The 18,132-nt window shown below is 41.5% G+C and carries 18 protein-coding genes; 4 read left to right on the forward strand and 14 right to left on the reverse strand.

Going from position 1 to position 18,132, the window contains the following annotated elements:
- Nucleotides 1-209: 209 nt before the first annotated feature.
- The 12 genes from murB to ACVRZ8_RS07625 all read right to left on the reverse strand — a co-directional run bounded on the left by murB (nucleotide 210) and on the right by ACVRZ8_RS07625 (nucleotide 11,310).
- Nucleotides 210-1,112 (reverse strand): UDP-N-acetylmuramate dehydrogenase, encoded by a 903-nt coding sequence (gene murB, locus ACVRZ8_RS07570; protein WP_447448710.1) that lies wholly within the window; start codon nucleotides 1,110-1,112, stop codon nucleotides 210-212.
- Between the two features lie 117 nt (nucleotides 1,113-1,229).
- Complete coding sequence (gene folK / locus ACVRZ8_RS07575; protein WP_447448711.1) at nucleotides 1,230-1,724, reverse strand: 2-amino-4-hydroxy-6-hydroxymethyldihydropteridine diphosphokinase; 495 nt, start codon at nucleotides 1,722-1,724, stop codon at nucleotides 1,230-1,232.
- The gene (gene folB / locus ACVRZ8_RS07580) at nucleotides 1,721-2,080 is read right to left on the reverse strand and encodes a dihydroneopterin aldolase (protein WP_447448712.1); all 360 of its coding nucleotides are present in this window, start codon (nucleotides 2,078-2,080) and stop codon (nucleotides 1,721-1,723) included. The genes folK and folB overlap by 4 nt, the downstream gene beginning before the upstream one ends.
- 25 nt (nucleotides 2,081-2,105) lie before the next feature.
- Complete coding sequence (folP, locus tag ACVRZ8_RS07585) at nucleotides 2,106-2,906, reverse strand: dihydropteroate synthase (RefSeq protein ID WP_447448713.1); 801 nt, start codon at nucleotides 2,904-2,906, stop codon at nucleotides 2,106-2,108.
- Nucleotides 2,907-2,915: 9 nt separating this feature from the next.
- Complete coding sequence (gene folE / locus ACVRZ8_RS07590; protein ID WP_447448714.1) at nucleotides 2,916-3,479, reverse strand: GTP cyclohydrolase I FolE; 564 nt, start codon at nucleotides 3,477-3,479, stop codon at nucleotides 2,916-2,918.
- A 36-nt stretch (nucleotides 3,480-3,515) separates the two neighbouring features.
- Nucleotides 3,516-4,775, reverse strand: a complete 1,260-nt coding sequence (locus ACVRZ8_RS07595; protein ID WP_447448715.1) for a bifunctional folylpolyglutamate synthase/dihydrofolate synthase — start codon at nucleotides 4,773-4,775, stop codon at nucleotides 3,516-3,518.
- A 310-nt stretch (nucleotides 4,776-5,085) separates the two neighbouring features.
- Nucleotides 5,086-5,961: a cysteine ABC transporter substrate-binding protein gene (locus ACVRZ8_RS07600; protein WP_447448716.1), complete on the reverse strand. Its 876-nt coding sequence runs from the start codon at nucleotides 5,959-5,961 to the stop codon at nucleotides 5,086-5,088.
- A gap of 95 nt (nucleotides 5,962-6,056) precedes the next feature.
- Nucleotides 6,057-6,815 (reverse strand): amino acid ABC transporter ATP-binding protein, encoded by a 759-nt coding sequence (locus ACVRZ8_RS07605; protein WP_447448717.1) that lies wholly within the window; start codon nucleotides 6,813-6,815, stop codon nucleotides 6,057-6,059.
- Nucleotides 6,816-6,817: 2 nt separating this feature from the next.
- On the reverse strand, nucleotides 6,818-7,495 hold the full coding sequence (locus ACVRZ8_RS07610; RefSeq protein WP_447448718.1) for an amino acid ABC transporter permease: 678 nt from the start codon (nucleotides 7,493-7,495) through the stop codon (nucleotides 6,818-6,820).
- Nucleotides 7,455-8,138: an amino acid ABC transporter permease gene (locus ACVRZ8_RS07615; RefSeq protein WP_447448719.1), complete on the reverse strand. Its 684-nt coding sequence runs from the start codon at nucleotides 8,136-8,138 to the stop codon at nucleotides 7,455-7,457. Before ACVRZ8_RS07615 ends, ACVRZ8_RS07610 begins: the two co-directional genes overlap by 41 nt.
- A gap of 164 nt (nucleotides 8,139-8,302) precedes the next feature.
- Complete coding sequence (locus ACVRZ8_RS07620) at nucleotides 8,303-9,124, reverse strand: SDR family oxidoreductase (RefSeq protein ID WP_447448720.1); 822 nt, start codon at nucleotides 9,122-9,124, stop codon at nucleotides 8,303-8,305.
- Nucleotides 9,125-9,435: 311 nt separating this feature from the next.
- Nucleotides 9,436-11,310, reverse strand: coding sequence for a hypothetical protein (locus ACVRZ8_RS07625; protein ID WP_447448721.1), 1,875 nt, complete (start codon nucleotides 11,308-11,310; stop codon nucleotides 9,436-9,438).
- A gap of 184 nt (nucleotides 11,311-11,494) precedes the next feature.
- Between ACVRZ8_RS07625 and tehB the strand changes: the two genes are divergently transcribed.
- Complete coding sequence (gene tehB, locus ACVRZ8_RS07630) at nucleotides 11,495-12,370, forward strand: SAM-dependent methyltransferase TehB (protein ID WP_447448722.1); 876 nt, start codon at nucleotides 11,495-11,497, stop codon at nucleotides 12,368-12,370.
- Between the two features lie 190 nt (nucleotides 12,371-12,560).
- Here the strand turns inward: tehB and ACVRZ8_RS07635 are convergent, their stop codons facing one another.
- Both ACVRZ8_RS07635 and ACVRZ8_RS07640 read right to left on the reverse strand, forming a co-directional pair.
- Complete coding sequence (locus ACVRZ8_RS07635) at nucleotides 12,561-13,607, reverse strand: LLM class flavin-dependent oxidoreductase (protein WP_447448723.1); 1,047 nt, start codon at nucleotides 13,605-13,607, stop codon at nucleotides 12,561-12,563.
- A gap of 48 nt (nucleotides 13,608-13,655) precedes the next feature.
- Nucleotides 13,656-14,012, reverse strand: coding sequence for a winged helix-turn-helix transcriptional regulator (locus ACVRZ8_RS07640; RefSeq protein WP_447448724.1), 357 nt, complete (start codon nucleotides 14,010-14,012; stop codon nucleotides 13,656-13,658).
- Nucleotides 14,013-14,109: 97 nt separating this feature from the next.
- On the opposite strand from ACVRZ8_RS07640, the gene ACVRZ8_RS07645 reads away from it, so the two are divergent.
- The 3 genes from ACVRZ8_RS07645 to ACVRZ8_RS07655 all read left to right on the forward strand — a co-directional run bounded on the left by ACVRZ8_RS07645 (nucleotide 14,110) and on the right by ACVRZ8_RS07655 (nucleotide 17,675).
- Nucleotides 14,110-14,397: a YciI family protein gene (locus ACVRZ8_RS07645; RefSeq protein ID WP_447448725.1), complete on the forward strand. Its 288-nt coding sequence runs from the start codon at nucleotides 14,110-14,112 to the stop codon at nucleotides 14,395-14,397.
- A gap of 77 nt (nucleotides 14,398-14,474) precedes the next feature.
- A complete protein-coding gene (locus ACVRZ8_RS07650; protein ID WP_447448726.1) occupies nucleotides 14,475-15,302 on the forward strand; it encodes an exodeoxyribonuclease III in 828 nt (275 codons plus the stop codon).
- 441 nt (nucleotides 15,303-15,743) lie between these two features.
- Nucleotides 15,744-17,675 carry an ABC transporter ATP-binding protein/permease gene (locus tag ACVRZ8_RS07655; RefSeq protein ID WP_447448727.1) on the forward strand — a complete coding sequence of 644 codons (1,932 nt, stop codon included), beginning with the start codon at nucleotides 15,744-15,746 and terminating at the stop codon, nucleotides 17,673-17,675.
- The last annotated feature ends 457 nt before the right edge of the window (nucleotides 17,676-18,132 follow it).

Below are 18,132 nucleotides of genomic sequence, written 5' to 3' on the forward strand. Positions count from 1 at the left end.
AAAACCTCCAAAATAAGAAAGGGGCCAAATGCCAAATCTGCATTAACCCAAGTTTGGTTGAAACAAAGTGAGCTATTTTAGGATCTTTAAAATGACTGCTCTGCTATTAAAAAGCCATAAAGAATGGCAACTCTTACAAATAGAAAAACTTCCGACTGCCTTTAACAGACTGGGGGAAGTCATTTACTCACGAAGCAGCGCTTCTTACTTTATGTCAGATGCTCACCAATAATACGAACTTCCGGCTCCAGACGAACGCCGGAATTAGCTTGAACCTTTGTGATAACATCAGCGATTAAATCTTCGTAATCCTTGGCAGTGCCGCCAGCAACATTGACCATAAAACCAGCATGCTTGGTTGACACTTCCACGCCGCCAATCCGATGCCCTTTGAGATTAGCTTCCATGATAAGCTGTCCGGCAAAATGACCCAGAGGACGCTTGAAAACGGAACCGCAAGAAGGGTACTCCAGAGGCTGTTTGAGCGCACGCAAATGATTAAGACGCGTCATTTCATTTTTTATCTGGTCGTAGTCTCCTGGTTTTAGGGCAAATTTAGCTGAAATAACGACATCGCCAGTCTCTTGAAGAATGGAACGACGGTAGCCAAAACGCATGTCATGCGCTTCAATCGTTTTAATATCTCCTTTTGGCGTCAGCACCTGCGTTGACACCAAAATATGAGCAATCTCACCGCCGTAAGCACCAGCGTTCATAAAAACAGCACCGCCAATACTTCCAGGAATACCAGCCGCAAACTCAAATCCTGTCAGGCTGTGAAAACGTGCAACCTTAGTTGTTTCAATCAGATTGGCACCCGCTTCTGCTTCAATGGTATAACCATTGATGGCCACCGAATTCAGTTTGTCAAAAAGGATGACAAAACCGCGAATGCCGCCATCTCGGACAATGAGATTACTGGCATTGCCCAAAACCAGCCAAGGAATGTTCTTTTTATTGGCAAATTTGACAATACGGCTGAGTTCGTAACGATTACGCGGAAAAGCCAAATAATCAGCAGGCCCGCCAACTTTGGTAAAGGTATAATTTTTCAGTGGTTCATCGAAACGAATATCAATGCCCACCAAGTCTTCTTTTAGTTCATTTAACATGTTTTTTCCATACATTTCCATACTAAAAAATCGGCATAAAACCGATTTATATTATATCAAAAAATTTCTAACTTGACGACAGAGATCCTTCATTCAGAGTAAAAATATTCATCCGAGCTATTTGGCATAGCCTTTTAATAAAACAACCCCAGTCTGATCCAATTTTTCCAAAGCAGCGGAATAAGAAGGTTCGCCCGTCGGATTAGACAGTCCCTCTGCAATTTCCAATAGAGGTACCAGCACAAAAGCACGCTCTGTCATAAAAGGATGCGGCACCTTGAGATTGTCTTCATCAATGACCCTGTCACCATAGATTAAGATGTCAATATCTACCGTCCTAGGCCCCCAGTGCTCATGCCGTACTCTGTCCAGAGATTTTTCGATTATTTGACAATGGCGGAGCAAGTCTTGCGGCTCTAGCTCTGTTTCTATCTGACAAACCAGATTGAGAAAGTCAGCTTGATTGGTCATTCCCCAAGCAGCTGTTTCATAAAAAGATGACACCTTGACCAATGCCGTTCTAGGCAGCTCATCCAAAGCAGCTAGCGCTTTCTTAAGATAATCTTGTCTGTCGCCCATATTTGAACCCAGACTTAAATACACTTGGTTCATCGGCTGCGCTCCAATTCGATACCGACACTTTTATAGTGCCCTTTAATTGGCGGATTTTCTTTGCTGATACGAATTTTAATAGCCGAAACAGATGGAAACTGGACAAAAATATCCTCACAGATAGCACCTGCCAGACGTTCGATCAGAGTGTATTTTCTTTGCTCTGCCTGAAGCTGGATGGTTTCAAAAACCAAGCCGTAATGAACTGTATCTGCCAGCTCATCCGACTGCGCAGCTTTAGTCAAATCCACAGATAGCTCCGCATCAATAACAAACACCTGCCCCAGCTTTTGCTCTTCCTCAAAAGCACCATGATAGCCGTAAAAACGGCAGCCTTCTAAAATAATTTTGTCCATATTTTCCCTTTTAACGAAACCGTTCTTATACCAGCTGGCTGATTACCTTGACAATATCAGTGTTATCAGCGACATTGTGAACGCGGACAATCTGACAGCCTTTGGCAACAGCATAAGCAGATAAGGCTGCTGTTCCTTTATCGCGCTCCAGCGCAGCCGTATTGCCCCCTAAAAGATAATCCACTACCCGCTTACGGGAAATTCCAAAAAGAACAGGGTAGCCTAATTGAGTTACTTTATCCAGTCCCTTAAGCAAATCAAGGTTTTGCTGCGCCGTTTTAGCAAAACCAAAACCGGGATCAATCCAGATATTTTCTCTGGCAACACCTGCATCAAGCGCTGCCTGTGCACGTTTCGTCAGAAAATCACAAACGTCTTGTGTGACATCTTCGTAGACCTCTTCTTCTTGATTGTGCATGAGGATTATAGGGACTTGTTTTTCTGCTGCCAGAGCCAGCATGTCCCCATCGTAGAGCCCTGCCCAAACATCGTTAAGAATATCAGCACCAGCTTCGAGAGCTGCTTGCGCTGTTTCAGTTTTATAGGTGTCAATACTGATGAGGACATCAAACTTTTCCTTAATCGCCTTGATGATTGGGACAATGCGGTCAATCTCTTCTTCTGCTGATACAAATTCAGCCCCAGGACGAGTCGACTCTCCTCCGATATCAATAATGGCTGCGCCAGCCGCTATCATGTCTGCAGCCTGCGCCAGCTGATGCTCCAGAGTCGGGTAAGAACCACCATCAGAAAAAGAGTCAGGCGTTACATTGAGAATCCCCATAATACAGGCTTCACCTGCAATTTCGTGTTTACCGATAAACATGCTTACCTCCTAAAAATCACGAATGAGACTGAGAATTTCGCTGCGTTCAGCAGAATTTTCCTTATAAAGGCCTCGTGCTACCGTCGTCACAGTCTTACTTCCTGGCTTTTTAATGCCGCGCATAGTCATGCACATGTGTTCTGCTTCTACCATGACAAAAACTCCCCGCGGTTTAAGTGCTTCCTCAAGAGCCGTTGCCACCTGCTCTGTCAGCCGTTCCTGTAATTGTGGACGGCGTGCCGCCACTTCCACTGCACGCGCCAATTTTGACAAGCCTGTCACCTTATCACCCGTAGGAAGATAGGCCACGTGAGCAAAGCCGTAAAAAGGAACCAAGTGGTGTTCACACATAGAATAAAAAGGAATATCCTTAACCAAAACGACTTCGTCATGTACCTCTGAAAAGACCGCTGTGAATTGATCTTTGGGATCCTGACCTAAGCCTGAAAACATCTCGGCGTACATTTTTGCAACACGTTTTGGAGTCTCCAAAAGTCCTTCACGCTCTGGGTTTTCACCCAATGCTTCTAAGAGTTGATAGATTGCTTCTTCAACTTTTTTCTGATTTGACATGCCTGTCTCCTTTTAGTCTAATGGCTCTATTATAGCCTATTCTTGAGGACTTTTCAAAAGAGCTTGACGCACCTGAGAGATAAAATAAAGAGAGCCGGTTATCACATAAAGGTCTTTATCACTTTTTTGATAATGCTGCGCCAACCATGTTTGAAAGTCTGCTACCCTTGGATAAGCGGACGGATAAGCCTCGAGTGCCAGAGCATTTGGATAAGAAAAACTCGTTACCGTCACATCTTCATAGACCGATAACTGCTCCAGCATACTGTCAATAGGTTTAGTATCGATAGCCGAAAACAACAGATGAATCTGCTTATCTACGTAACGTTCCTGCAGCAAAGCAACTAAGGCCGCAATGCTTTCATTATTATGAGCACCATCAATCATCAGATTAGGAAAAATGAGTTCTGTTCGGCCAAGCCAGAAACTCGTTTTAAGCGCAGCTGCAATGACAGCTGTGGTAACCTTTGGATAGGATTCAGCCAGCAACAGGCTGGTCATGATTGCCAGACTGGCATTAGAAACTTGGTGCTGACCATTCATAGCCAAGCTCAAGCCAGAAAGTGCGATATCTCCGTAGCTAAAATCAAAAGCAGAGCTATTGCCCTTAGCTTCAAAATCACGTCCCAATTCATAGACCTTAGACTGAGTTTCCTTGGCTTTTTGGTAAAATAGCTGACGCACATCAGCCCGATTTTCCGCAAAAATAAAAGGAACATTTGTTTTGAGAACATCAGCTTTCTGCGCAGCTATGTCTTTATAAGTCTCCCCCAGAACCTTCTGGTGATCCAGACCAATAGAGGTGCAAATGACCGCCAAGGGATTAAAACTGTTAGTCGAGTCATCACGTCCACCCATACCCGCTTCAATAACCGCAAGATCCACTGGATGGTATTGACCAAAATAAACGAACATGATGACTGTTATAATCTCAAATTCTGTGGCTTCTTCGTGGTTCGTTTCACGCGGCAGGCGCTCAACAACAGGTTTAACGCGTTCAACCAGCTTGACAAAATCATCTTTAGACAGCATGTGTCCATTGATTGAAATGCGTTCTCTGAAATCCATAATAAAAGGAGACGTAAAGGTGCCCACCTCATAACCCGCTGCTGTAAAAATATGCTGCAAATAATTGACAGTTGAACCCTTCCCATTAGTTCCTACAACATGAATACCAGCTATATTCTTTTGAGGATTGCCTAATTCTTCAAGCATCCAGGCCACACGTTCTAAGCCGGGCTTGATTCCAAATTTTAGCTGACTGTGAATCCAATCCAACGCTTCTTGATAAATCATAATGCTTCTTTCTTTTTTCTTTTCATTATACCATGAAAAGAAAAGCAAACAAAAAATCAAGAAGGAAACCATGCATTGCCTTTAACCTTTTTGAGGATTGTTTTAAACAAAGCATTTCTATTTATGTTTCAAGAGATAGTTTGGGACTTCGTCAATAGAACTGATTAGTTTTCTCTTGATCAGCACAATCAGTAACGCATCAACTAAAAATCCCTCACTAAGATGATACTCCTAGCGAGGATCTGATGTCTTGTTTTTATTTTCCTGCTGGTGCTGCGAAACAATCATGCCTGTCTGCCCAGCTTCTTTGTCATTCAACCTTACCGCCTTCTACGACAAGATCTTCTGCATTTGCGGCATCACCATAAATTGGTTCCAAGGTCTCTTCATAGTCGGTATGGAAGAAATTTTCTTTGCCTAATGTTTCGATCTCATTATTAATCCATTTCAAAAGCTCTGTATTGTCTTTTTGAACAGCAGGTGCAATGGTGTCAACATTACCCAACGCCTTGATCCCAACCTTGTAACCATCATTTTCCAACGCCCAAGCCAGAACTTCTGTATTATCAGTAGAAAGAGCATCGCCTCTGCCATCAAGAAGGGCTTGATAAGCCTCACTGTACTGGTCATATTTTTGAAGATTAACATCAGGATAATTGCTTTCAAAATACGTTTCAGCAGTTGTTCCTTTGCCAACAATCAAAGTTTTACCCTTTAATTGATCAACAGAAGTAATAAGAGCATCGCTTGGGGACACAACGCCTAGAGAAACTTTCATATAAGGTGAGGCAAAATCAACTTGTTTGCTGCGCTCTTTTGTCACAGTAAAATTAGCCAAAATAATGTCAACCTTAGCCGAAGTTAAGTATTCTACACGACTGGCCGGATCAACAGCGACAAACTCTACATCTACTCCAAGATCTTTGGCCAGACGTTTAGCAAAATAAACATCATAGCCTTGATAATCTCCTTTGTCATCTACATAACCAAACGGTTTTTTATCAGAGAAGACCCCTATTTTGATTGTTCCTGATTTTTTGATTTCATCCAATGTTCGTGCTTGGGCTGTGTTGCCAGAAGCAGATGCATTATTGTTTCCCTTGCCTGAAGTTCCAGAACAGGCGGTTAAAATCAAGGTAATGGTTAAAAGACTAGTTAAGATTAACAAATATTTTATAGATTTCATAAAAAACTCCTTTTATTGTTTAAATCAAAGATAAGAAAGGAAAGCCCGACAGGGTTCCAGCGATAAGCTTGGTGAAATAAATAGCTTAAAGATAATCACACCGCACCCGTTACATTACTATAGTCAAATACGGTTAAGAAATCGTGAGCTCGCTGTGTTTTAGGGTTGGTAAAGAAAGTTTCTGCATCGCTTTTTTCAATAATTTTTCCCTTGTCTATAAAAATGACTTGATCAGCAATAGCACGCGCAAACTGCAGCTCATGAGTCACAATCAGCATAGTTCGGCCTTCTTTGGCCAATTCTCCCACCAAGTCCAGTACCTCACGAACCATTTCAGGATCCAGCGAAGCCGTTATTTCGTCCAGCAGCAGCACCTCAGGCCTTAAAAGCAAGGCTCTTATGATTGCCACGCGCTGCTTTTGGCCTCCAGAAAGCTCGCTAGCATAGCTGTGTGCCTTCTCTTCTAATCCGACACGTTTTAGCAAATGCAGGGCTTCTGCTTTCACTTCCTCTTTGGAGCGTTTCTGAGCTTTGGTTGGACCTAACATAAGATTGTCTAAAACATTCAAATGCGGAAAAAGATCATAGCTTTGAAAAACCATGCCCACTCTTTGGCGCAATAGAGGCAGCGATTTCTTATTTGTCAAAACAGATTCACCCCGTAACTTTACTTGCCCCGATTGGATAGTTTCCAAACCGTTAATGCTTCTAAGCAATGTGCTCTTCCCACAACCAGATGGTCCTAAAACAACCAGTACCTCTCCTTCTACAACCGATAAAGAAATATTATCCAAAATAACCTTATCACCATAAGACTTGGTTAGCTGATCAATTTCTAAGATAATCTCTGACATACTTACTCCTTCCATAGATGCTCAAGATAAATAGACAGACGTGAAATAGGAAAACAAACAGCAAAATACAAAAGAAAAATAAAACCATAAATCCAAATAGCTGCACTTGGAATCGTTAAGCGATTGCTTTCAATAATTTGCTGCCCAACCTTAACAACTTCAACGACGCCAATCAAAACAATCAAAGAAGTTGTCTTAATCATGCGAGTAATAAGGTTAACAGCTTGAGGTAAGAGACGGCGTAAGAGCTGGGGTAAGATTACATACCGGTAGAGCTGCAATTTTGTCAATCCTAAGGCCAGACCAGATTCAAATTGATGCCGAGGCAAAGACGTCAGAGCTCCTCGAACGAGGTCTCCCATCTCAGCAATTCCCCATAAAGAAAACACAATGACGGCTGCTGTAACACCGGATAGATTAATATTAAAAGTTCTGGCCAAACCAAAATAAACCAAAAACAGTAAGACTAACTGCGGCATAATACGAATGCATTCCAAATAAATCCGAGACAGAAACCGCAGAGACCTAAAACGAGAGGCCATAACAAAACCTAAAACCAAACCGCCAGCAATTGAAATAAGAATGGACAAAAGAGATATGCCAATAGTAACCCCTAATCCTTCCAGCAAACGCAGCGAATTATTTCCCTGAAAGAGAACGCTTAGACCCGAATCCTTCATGACGCAGCCTCCTTTCTAACCAAGCAAAAACCAGTGAAATCGGCAAAAGGACAATTAGATAAGCGATTACCAACATAAGAAGTGCTTCATCTGTCTCATAATACAGTCCTATCAAGTCTTTTGCTACATACATAAGATCTGCCAGAGCAACTACCGAAAAAACAGAGGTTTCTTTGATCAAAAAAATAACATTAGCCGTAAAGGAAGGCAAGGCCACTGCCAGAGCCTGAGGAAAAATCACATAACGAAAATTTTGAGCAAAAGTCAGTCCGATACTAAGACCAAGCTCTATTTGCGTCCTAGTCACTGCCTCAAGTCCACTGCGAAAAGTCTCCGCCATATAGGAGCCACCCAGAAATATCAACCCAGCTACAGCACAGGTCTCTGGATTTAAAATAAGGCCAATCTTAGGTAAACCAAAATACAAAAAATACAGTTGAATAAGAAGCGGCGTATTTCGGGACAATTCGATATAAACCTGACTAAGCTGAGATAAAACTGGAATTTTATACAGCTTTATCACACTAATCAATAATCCAAGTCCAGTTGCCCCTAAAATCCCCCAAAAGGCCAATCTGACTGTCAGCCATAAAGCCTCTTGATAAAGAGGAACATTCTGCTGGATGAAATCCCCATTTAACATAAAATAACCTCGAAAGCCCTTTCTAAATTATTTTCAGTATAACTTTTTTCATTTGGCCTGTGAAATCTATATTTTTTATGACTGGATATAATAAAAATTTATAGTATAAAAAACAGCAGACACCTATCCGCTGTTTTATTATGTTATGTTTAAAAGTTAAATCATTAAAGCAAATCATCCAAACTTGTTGCCGGTCTGCCGAGAATTGTTTCAATATCGTGAGAAAGCCCCTTAAGTTCTCCCTTAGCAATGGCCGTGTAAGTGGATACCCAAGAATCGTATTCCCAATCTTGGGCTGGCCAAGCCTTACGGGATTGGTAAGCTTCTTTCACTGTTTCTGAAATGTAGCTGTATTTTTGCCCTCTTTTCTTAGAGGCCTTATCTGCTATTTCCTGCATGCTCAGAGCTTCTGGACCAGTCATGTTTAATGTCTGGTTAGCATAAGCTTTTGGATTCTTTAGAATTTGAACAGCGACAGCAGAAACGTCTCTGCGAGACACAGCAGAGCATTTCCCAGAGCCAGCTGGTCCTTTAATCTCCCCATACGCATCTAAAAGTCCAATGAAAAATTCCAGATAGAAATTATCACGGATAAAAGTATAGGTCAGTCCTTGTTTCTTGATGAACTGCTCGGTAGCTGCATGGTCACGCGCCAAAGTGAAGGTACTGTCTAGTTTAGCGTCATAAAATGAAGTGTAAACAATATGGCTAACACCTGCCTTTTTGGCTGCTGAGATAAATCCCTTGTGTTCATCCAGCCGTTCAATTCCTTCCTTTGCCGACACCATAAAAAGAACATCAACTCCTGTTAGAGCCGCCACCGATTCTGCTGAATCTTCATAGCTTGCTTTGACCAATTCAGCATTGTCATAGCGTTTAGCTCGCTCAGGACTGCGGGCAATATGTCTTGCTGCAACACCCTTTTTTGACAGTTCTTCTGCCAGAAGGCCGCCTAAATTTCCTGTCACACCTGTAATACCAATCATTGTAAGTTCCTCGTTTTTTCATTTTTCTTAATTATAGCAGAGCAAAGAGAAAGTTTCAGCAATTTGTCATATAAAAAGAAGCCAGAACAAAAGTTCTGCCTCTCTCTAAGTAATTTAAGCAGAGCTATTTTGGAAAAATTGTACTGACTTTGGCCAGTTCAGCTCTTCCACAAAGCTTTATTATAGATGCTTCTCCGCTTTTTTATTTTATCCAATATAACTAGTCAGTCTTTAACTTTTAAATCAGACTGTGCATTTACAGCCAACTTGATGATTGACATTCCAGAATGAGACAAGCTAAAACTAGCCTTCTAACTGTTTAGGTTAAGATTGTTGTTTTTTTCAAATGCAGACTTGGCATCATCATAGTCTGACTTTGCCTGCTTAGCATTTGACGATGAGAGTTTTTTATAAACTTCTTTTTCAATCAACTTACCCTTAGCATCATAGCTGGATACCGTTAGTTTATCCCCATTAACCGTATAGGTTTTCTTGGTTTTCTCATCTTTATAATCTTTATATCTGTCACTATTATTTTTAATATAGCTGTTTATCATTTCCTGATCGGCGTACGGATAAATGCTTTTAACAACCTTCGTCAGTTTTTTCTCCATTTTAGAAGAATTTTGCGTATAGGTAAAAGCTTTGTTCCATTGGTCAATTTCCTGATAACTGCCTAGGTAATTATTGGCACTTAGACTAGGTTCTCCGCTATTGCCTTTTTCATAGTAATAAGAGTAATTGCTTACCTTTTTATTTTTTACAGCCAGAAGAGCCATATAGACTTGATTTTTTTCCTTATATGCTGCTAAGGCATCCGTCATTTTTCCAGAATCTTCATCTAAACTTTGATAAGAAACGAGCTGCCAAGTTCCTTCAATGTTCCCAGAATCATAGCGCCACCAAGCATAAACACCTGCAGTGCTAGCACCAATAATCAGGATAATCGCTGCAAGAAGACTGAACATCAAACCTTTCTTGGACTTCTTAGCTTTAGCTGACTTCTCTGTTTTTTTCACCTTTAAAGCTGCTTTAACTTTTTGTTTATCCTTTTTAGCTTGTGCCTTAGCTGCTGCTTTTTCAGCTTTGGCAGCTTCTTTTTGAGCTTTGACCGCTGCTTTTGATTGAATCTTATTAGGTTGAGACTGTATTTGAGTCTGAGAAGCTGCCGCCATCACGTTAAGCTCGGAATTGCTAGGACGGTTTGAAAATACAGGAATTGCTGCTTTTTCAAATCCAACTTGTTCTGATTGTACAGATTGATTTTGCTCATTTAAAGCTGACTCTGACTTCTCATCCACAGGTATATCAGATGATTGGAAAGATTGCCTCACAGCAGGTGTGACAGGACGAAATGCCTGTTGAGAAGTGCTTTGAGCAGATGGCTCCGGTGCCATAGACTCTTTGAAATTCGATTGGGACTGAACAGGTGCTGAACTCGGTTGAGACTGTGTTGATTGAACAGAACTCTGCGGCTGCGTTAGCTGAACTGATTGTTGTGTCTGAGGTTGAGGAGTAGCATTTCCTCGAGGATCAAACGGAGTCGCCGAAAACTCTTGATTAGAAGGTTTTTGAAGCAGTTTCTCTTGAGATTTTCTTTCTGCAGCTTGAGCCGCTTTTTGAGCTTTAGCTTTCTCTTTTGCTTCTTTTGCCTTAGCCTTTTCAGCTGCACGCTGTGCTTTGGCTTGAGCAGACTGCATTGCACGTTCCGCTTTTAGTCTGGCTTTTTCTTCCTTGGCTTTTTTCTTAAGTTCCTGTGCCTGACGTTTTTCAACTGCCTTTTGGGCATCTTTTGTCGCTTGAGTTTGGACGGTTTGATTCATTGGAAATGGCTGCGCTTGCTTAGTTGAATGAAACACAGCTGTCTGACCGAACTGTTGAGGCGGCGTCTGAGTCTGTGGCTGAGCTGAACGATTTGACGGGTGAACCGCTTGCGATTCTGAGATGACAGGTTTAGCACCTTGAGGCATTGAACTAGCTGCCTGCGACTGAGTCTGTGCTGGAGACTGTTTTAGGTTTTCCGCTTGCGGCTGCAAAGTTGAACGATTAGCAGCTGCTTGAGAAGTGGGTTCCATTTTTCTATCAAGAACAAATTCTCCTCTGTCTAAAGCAGTTTTAAACTCTGCAGGACTTGGCTTTCGACCATTAATCGTTTCAAAATAGGCTAGCCAGTCTTTTCTATTCATAAAATCTCTCCTTTTTATAACCACTATAATGATTTTATTTTACCATATTGTCAGCCTGATGGAGCGCTAATCTTGACTTTTCCGATGAAAAAATAGATAAATGATAATGCTCCGCTATTTTCAAAAATCCTAAATTACACCCTTTTTGATATAATAGAAGAAATAATCTCAAAAGGAGACATGAATGACTGTCAAAAAAGACGAGCTTATGCTTTACAAACGCATGCCCAATTGGACGGCTCAAACGATGCCAGAAGCCATTAAGAGGCGCCACAATACCAAAGTCGGAACTTACGGAAAGCTGACTGTTTTATCAGGCCAGATTAAATTTATCGAGATGACCGAGGATGATGAAGAGCTGGCTGAACACATTTTTACGTCTGATACTCAAACACCTTTCGTTCAGCCTCAAGTCTGGCATCGGGTCGAAGCATTAACAGAGGATCTGGAATTCTATTTAGAATTTTACTGCCTGCCTGAGGACTATCTAGCCAAAAAATACGGCCTAACAAAGACGCATTCGGAAGTTATTGAAGCAGCTCCGCGATTTTCTCAAAAAAGCGATATTCTTGATCTAGGCTGCGGTCAAGGGCGTAACAGTCTCTATCTGAGCCTTTTGGGACATCAGGTTAAATCAGTGGATGCCAACGGCCAGAGTCTGGCCATGTTGGAAAATATGGCGGCTGAAGAAGGAATACCCGCTGCAATTGACTGGTATGATATCAACGAGGCCAATCTTACAGAGAACTACGATGTCATCATTTCCACGGTAGTTTTCATGTTTTTAGACCGTCAAAGGATACCGGCTATTATTGCTGACATGCAAGAGCATACCAAAATTGGCGGTTACAATCTGATTGTCTGCGCTATGGATACCGAAAATTACCCTTGTCCAATGCCTTTTAGTTTTACTTTTAAAGAGGGGGAACTGGCAGACTATTACAAGGACTGGGAATTAGTCAAATATAATGAAGACCTAGGTCAGCTCCATAAGGTAGATGCCAATGGCAATCGTATTAAACTGCAATTTGCTACCATGCTGGCCAAAAAGATAAACTAATACTCCTTGAAAATCAAAACTATACGTCGTTGACTTCAGCTTACCGTACGCCAGTACAGCCTGCGCTTTGTCGCCTAGTCTATTTTTGATTTTCTTTGAGTATAAGTCAGGGCTTGACCCTGCTTTTTTGATGTAAAAAAGACCCAGCAATGATTTCTGCAAAATCACCACTAGGTTTTATGCTTTGTTTTTACTGCATTGCAAAATGCTGGCGCACAAGAGGGGCAACTTCTTGACCATAAAGTCTGATAGCAGTCATTACTGCTTCGTGGGGCATAGAGCCAACCGGCAAATGAAGCATAAAGCGGTCAAGCTGCAGTTCTTTGATAAGCCTAATTATTTTTGCAGCAACCTGCTTTGGGTCGCCAACAATCATAGCTCCGTCTGGACCAACCGCATGCAAATACTGTTCCTTAGTCATCTCTGTCCAATGCGGGCGCCCTTTAGCGATATTATCCACGGTTTGCTTAGTTGGGTAAAAATAGTGATCTATGGCTGCTTGATTGTCCTTTTCGATCCAACCCCAAGAATGAGCAGCAACCTTCATTTTCGGCAGGTCATGTCCGTACCTCTCACCAATCCCTTTATAAATGGAAACCAGTTTGACAAAGGCCTTCGGATTACCGCCAATAGTTGCATAAACAATAGGCAGTCCCTGCTCTGCAATCCTTACCGTAGAATCTAAATTACCTCCAGTAGCCACCCAAACAGGGAAATCCTCTTGGATTGCTCTTGGATAGACAGGCCTGTTATCAACAGACTGAGTGTATCGTCCTGTCCACTTGAGATTAGTCTGTTCTCGGATAGCTAAAAGCATAGCCAATTTTTCATTAAAAAGCGCATCATAATCATCCAAATCATAACCAAATAAAGGGAAACTTTCAATAAAAGACCCACGGCCAGTCATAATTTCAGCTCTGCCATTTGAAAGCGCATCAATAGTTGCATACTGCTGATAAACGCGCACAGGATCAATAGACGAAAGAATCGTAACTGCACTGGATAGACGAATATTCTTAGTTTTAACCGCTCCTGCTGCCAAAATAATCTCGGGTGCTGATACTGCAAAGTCCTCGCGGTGGTGCTCACCAATAGCATAACTATCTAAACCAACTTGATCGGCTAATTCGATTTCTTCAACAAGCTGGCGAATACGCTCGTCGTGAGGAATGCTTTCCTTGGTTTCTTCAAGCCTTGTTGTTTCCCCAAATGTCGTTATACCTAACTCAATAGTCATCAAATCTTCCTCTTATTCATTTGTTATTGACAATGATTTTATTACTAATTAGTGATACATGCAAAGAAAAAGCTCAGCAGCAATGCAATCAAGACAAATAATCCTTCCCCACTGATTCAGATCTTTTAAAATAGGCAGGAGGCTTCTTCCTTTTGATGATAGATAATACTCTGTATGAAGCGGCATTGTTTTCAAGTCAATCTTACCTACTAGTCCTTCTTTCATAAGTGCCTCCAAGGCTCTTGTCAAACTCATCCTTGTAATTCCTAGAACTTCTCTTTGGAGCTGATTAAAACGGATGGTCTGGTGTTTATGAATAACCCAGAGAACATTCATTCGCCATTTTCCTCCGACTACATCTAAAACTTTAGACATACTGCAGTTCCATTCTTTATTTGTCAGCATAATTTCCTCCCAATAACGTAACAAAAATGTGCCTACTGTTCAAACCGTTTCATCTCTATTATAATGAGTTCATTACAAAGAAACAAGGAGACTCACTATGTTTATCGTTAATTTAACCTATATCAAAGATTTAGAACAGGTAGAGAAATATCTGGAACAGCACATTCAGTTTTTAGACACATTTTATCAATGGGGACATTTCATAGCCTCTGGCAGAAAAGTTCCAAGAACTGGCGGCATTATCCTCTTAAAAGCAGAAACATTGCAGGAAGTTAGCGAAATCATCTCCCAAGATCCCTTCAAGATACATGGCATAGCAGATTATGACATTATTGAATTTGTTCCAAGTAAGTTCTCAGAGGCTTTCTCTCAGCTTATCAACTAGTCCAGTAAGCCTCTTTCTCGCATCGCATCGCTATTTTTGATAGAATAAGGGAAAATAAATCTAGAAAAGGTATCAATATGAAGCTAATCTCATGGAATATTGACTCTCTCAACGCAGCATTGACCAGTGATTCTGCACGTGCTTTGCTGTCACGCGCCGTTGTTGACACACTCGTCACTGAAAACGCCGATATTATCGCCATTCAGGAGACCAAACTTTCTGCTAAGGGACCAACCAAAAAACATGTGGAAATTCTAAAAAATTATTTTCCCGACTATAAAATCGCTTGGCGCTCCTCTGTCGAGCCTGCGCGCAAAGGCTATGCGGGTACCATGTTCCTTTATAAGGCAGAACTAAGTCCAACTATCACCTATCCAGAGATTGGTGCCCCGACCACAATGGACAGCGAAGGCCGCATTATTACACTGGAATTTGATAATTTTTTCGTCACACAGGTTTACACGCCAAATGCGGGTGATGGTCTTAAACGCTTAGAAGACCGGCAAATCTGGGATGAAAAATACGCAGCCTATCTGGCAGAACTAAATAGTCAAAAACCAGTCCTTGCAACTGGAGACTATAATGTTGCTCATAAAGAAATTGACCTTGCTCATCCTTCTGCCAACCGTCGGTCGCCAGGCTTCACAGATGAAGAACGGCAAGGGTTTACAAATTTGCTAGATAAAGGCTTCACAGATACTTTCCGCTATCTTCACGGCGATGTTCCAAATGTCTACTCCTGGTGGGCACAGCGCAGTAAAACCAGCAAAATCAATAACTCAGGATGGCGCATTGACTACTGGCTGACTAGCGAGCGGATTGCAGATAAAATCATCAAATCCGATATGATTGACTCAGGCGCACGCCAAGATCACACACCGATTGTCTTGGAAATTGATTTATAAACTAAAATTAACAATTGAACAAAATCCTGAAAATAAGAACCAAATGCTGTACCGCACAGTACTTGGTTTTTTCAATTTGACACTAAAAATTTACTATGACAGCCAGTGTTTTTTTTAACGATCTTTTCGCCCTTGGTTTTCTCTGGATAATAAAAAAACTACAGCTTATTAGTCGCAATCATAAATGACATCTCTTACTAAAAAAATACAGTCATACTGTCTCTGCAGTTTCTCACAAAATGCTTCTAAGTATATGACAGAAGCTAAAAGCCTTATCACATCAGAAGATATCGTTCATTTCAGCATTCTACGGCTGTTTAAATAAAATTTTACTTGCTGTCACATCTCGTGAAACTCACTCCTATTAGAACTAACTTTTTTCTTGATTTTTATTCCACTTTGTATTAAACTTTCAACACATATTATTAAAAGGAGTTTATCATGTCTATTTTAGAGTTGCGGGATATTCATAAATCTTACTATCTTGGCAAAGAAAAATTCCCCGTTTTAAAAGGAATTGACCTCTCTTTTGATCAAGGGGATTTTGTCAGTATTCTCGGTGAATCCGGCGGTGGAAAATCAACACTCATGAACATCATCGGAGGTTTAGATCGTGATTATGAAGGTGATGTCCTTATCAATGGAACACGCCAGAAGGATAAAAAAGAAAAATCTATGGATCAGTACCGCAGGGAAACCATTGGTTTTATTTTCCAATCCTTTAACCTGATCAATTACTTGTCTGTACTTGACAATGTCATGATCAGCCTTCGCATGACCAAGCTCAGCCATTCTCAGCAGGTGAAACGCGCTAATGATTTGCTCAAACAGGTTGGTCTGTACGAGCATCGCAAGAAAAAGCCAGCTCAGCTATCCGGCGGACAAAAACAGCGTGTGGCTATTGCCCGTGCATTGGCCAGCGATCCTGATATCATTATCGCTGATGAGCCAACCGGCGCTCTGGACAGTCAAAATACCAAAGAGGTCTTAAATATTTTACAGGGCATTGCGCAATCGGGTAAAACCATTATTGTGGTAACTCATTCTCAGGAAGTGGCAGACAGCGGTACACGAATTGTTCGGCTGACCGATGGAAAAATCACAGGAGATGAACGGCTGCGGCCATCATTTTCTAAGGAGAAGTCTAAGGATAAATTACCATCTCGTCCTCTTAAACGTTTGGCCACTTGGAAAATGGCTTGGTCGCATTTTAGAACTGCTTGGAAACAGAATCTGATTATTACCATCGGTACAGCTATTGGGCTCTTTTCAGTTATGTTCTTTCTAGGGCTTGGAAATGGGGCAACACGCTATATGAATTCTTTCATTGACGGATTGACCAATCCGCAAGCTTTTCAAGTATACAAACCAGACCTCTCCACGATAACCAATGATGATATGGATAAGATTAAAGCCGTAGATCATATCAAAGACGTTCAAAAAGGTTATATGAGCTCGACTTTCGATATTAGCTATAAAGGTAAATCAGCAAATGAATTGAGTCAGGAGAGCGGCCCTAGCAATATGGGAACCTCAATGACATTTATGACAGTGTCAGATACTGTCTTAGCTTCCAGTATTTCCAGCAAATCCTATCCAAATGACAGCCAAATTGTTCTATCGGAAACACAAGCTCAGGCCTTCGTCGGCAAAGACGGTGACACCGAGGATATGGTCGGTAAAACGATAACGCTTACGCTGCAAATGGGCAATAATCTTATCGTAACTAAAGATTTTACCGTATCTGGTATTCAATCTAATATGACTATGGTAACTTATAGTGCCTTAGAAAAGGCTGTCGCTGAAGCTGGAGGGACATTATTACCCAACCTTGCAACAGCTGTTGTTGACGACCTCAACAACACTTCAGATGCTCAAGATGCTGTCGCTGCTATTAAAGAAAATGGCGTGGCTCTTTATACCGTTACCTCAATTGGTGACCTTTTAGATAACATTGTTGAGGTAACTAGTCTTGTCAGTATTGTTCTGGCCATTATCGCCGGAATCTCACTCATTGTTAGTGTGCTGATGATTGTTGCTACAACTTATATGAGCGTAACTGAACGTACGAAAGAAATTGGCGTACTCCGTGCTATGGGTGGCCGCCGCAAAGACATCCGGCGTCTCTTTGTCAACGAAAGTTTACTGCTGGGACTCTCAGCAAACATTCTTGCCATTGCTACTGCTTTTCTCGCTCAATGGGGCGTTAATAAACTTGTTGCCAATATTATTGACAGTGATATTATTCAAATCTCAGCAGCCTCCATTACCGTAACCGTCATCATGGGACTCTTAATTGCTCTTATCGCCTCCATTGCTCCATCAGCAAAAGCGGCTAGACTTAATCCAATCGAAGCCTTAGCTGCAGAATAGAAATCGTTATTATTTGAAAAAACTAATTGTGCCATCTTATCTCTACCTCAAAAGGCATGGGAAACCTTTTGAGGTAGAAATAAAACCAAACAGCTTTATGGCAAAAAGGGGTGTAAAAATTGATTACTTAGTACTTGAACGGTCTGGGCAACGGTTTAAGACTGGAAATAGAGTTTGTAGAGTAACTATCAAAAAGTACCTAATGAATTAAACTATACAGGAAAATTCTAAGTTGACAAGTAAGACTGCAAAAAAATAAGAATCTGGGAAAAAGTTTCCAGATTCTTTTGTTTACCATATGCTTTTTTAAATACACTCCGAACACCACACCCCCTACGGTCCATCGGGGCCGTCTGAATCGCTCGGGCCTTTTGGTCCTTTTGGTCCCTTGGGGCCTTTAGGATCCTTTGGCCCTTTTTCGGGACCCTTGGGTCCATCGGGGCCTCCGCCTCGGCCT

The organism is Streptococcus dentiloxodontae, from assembly GCF_053206925.1.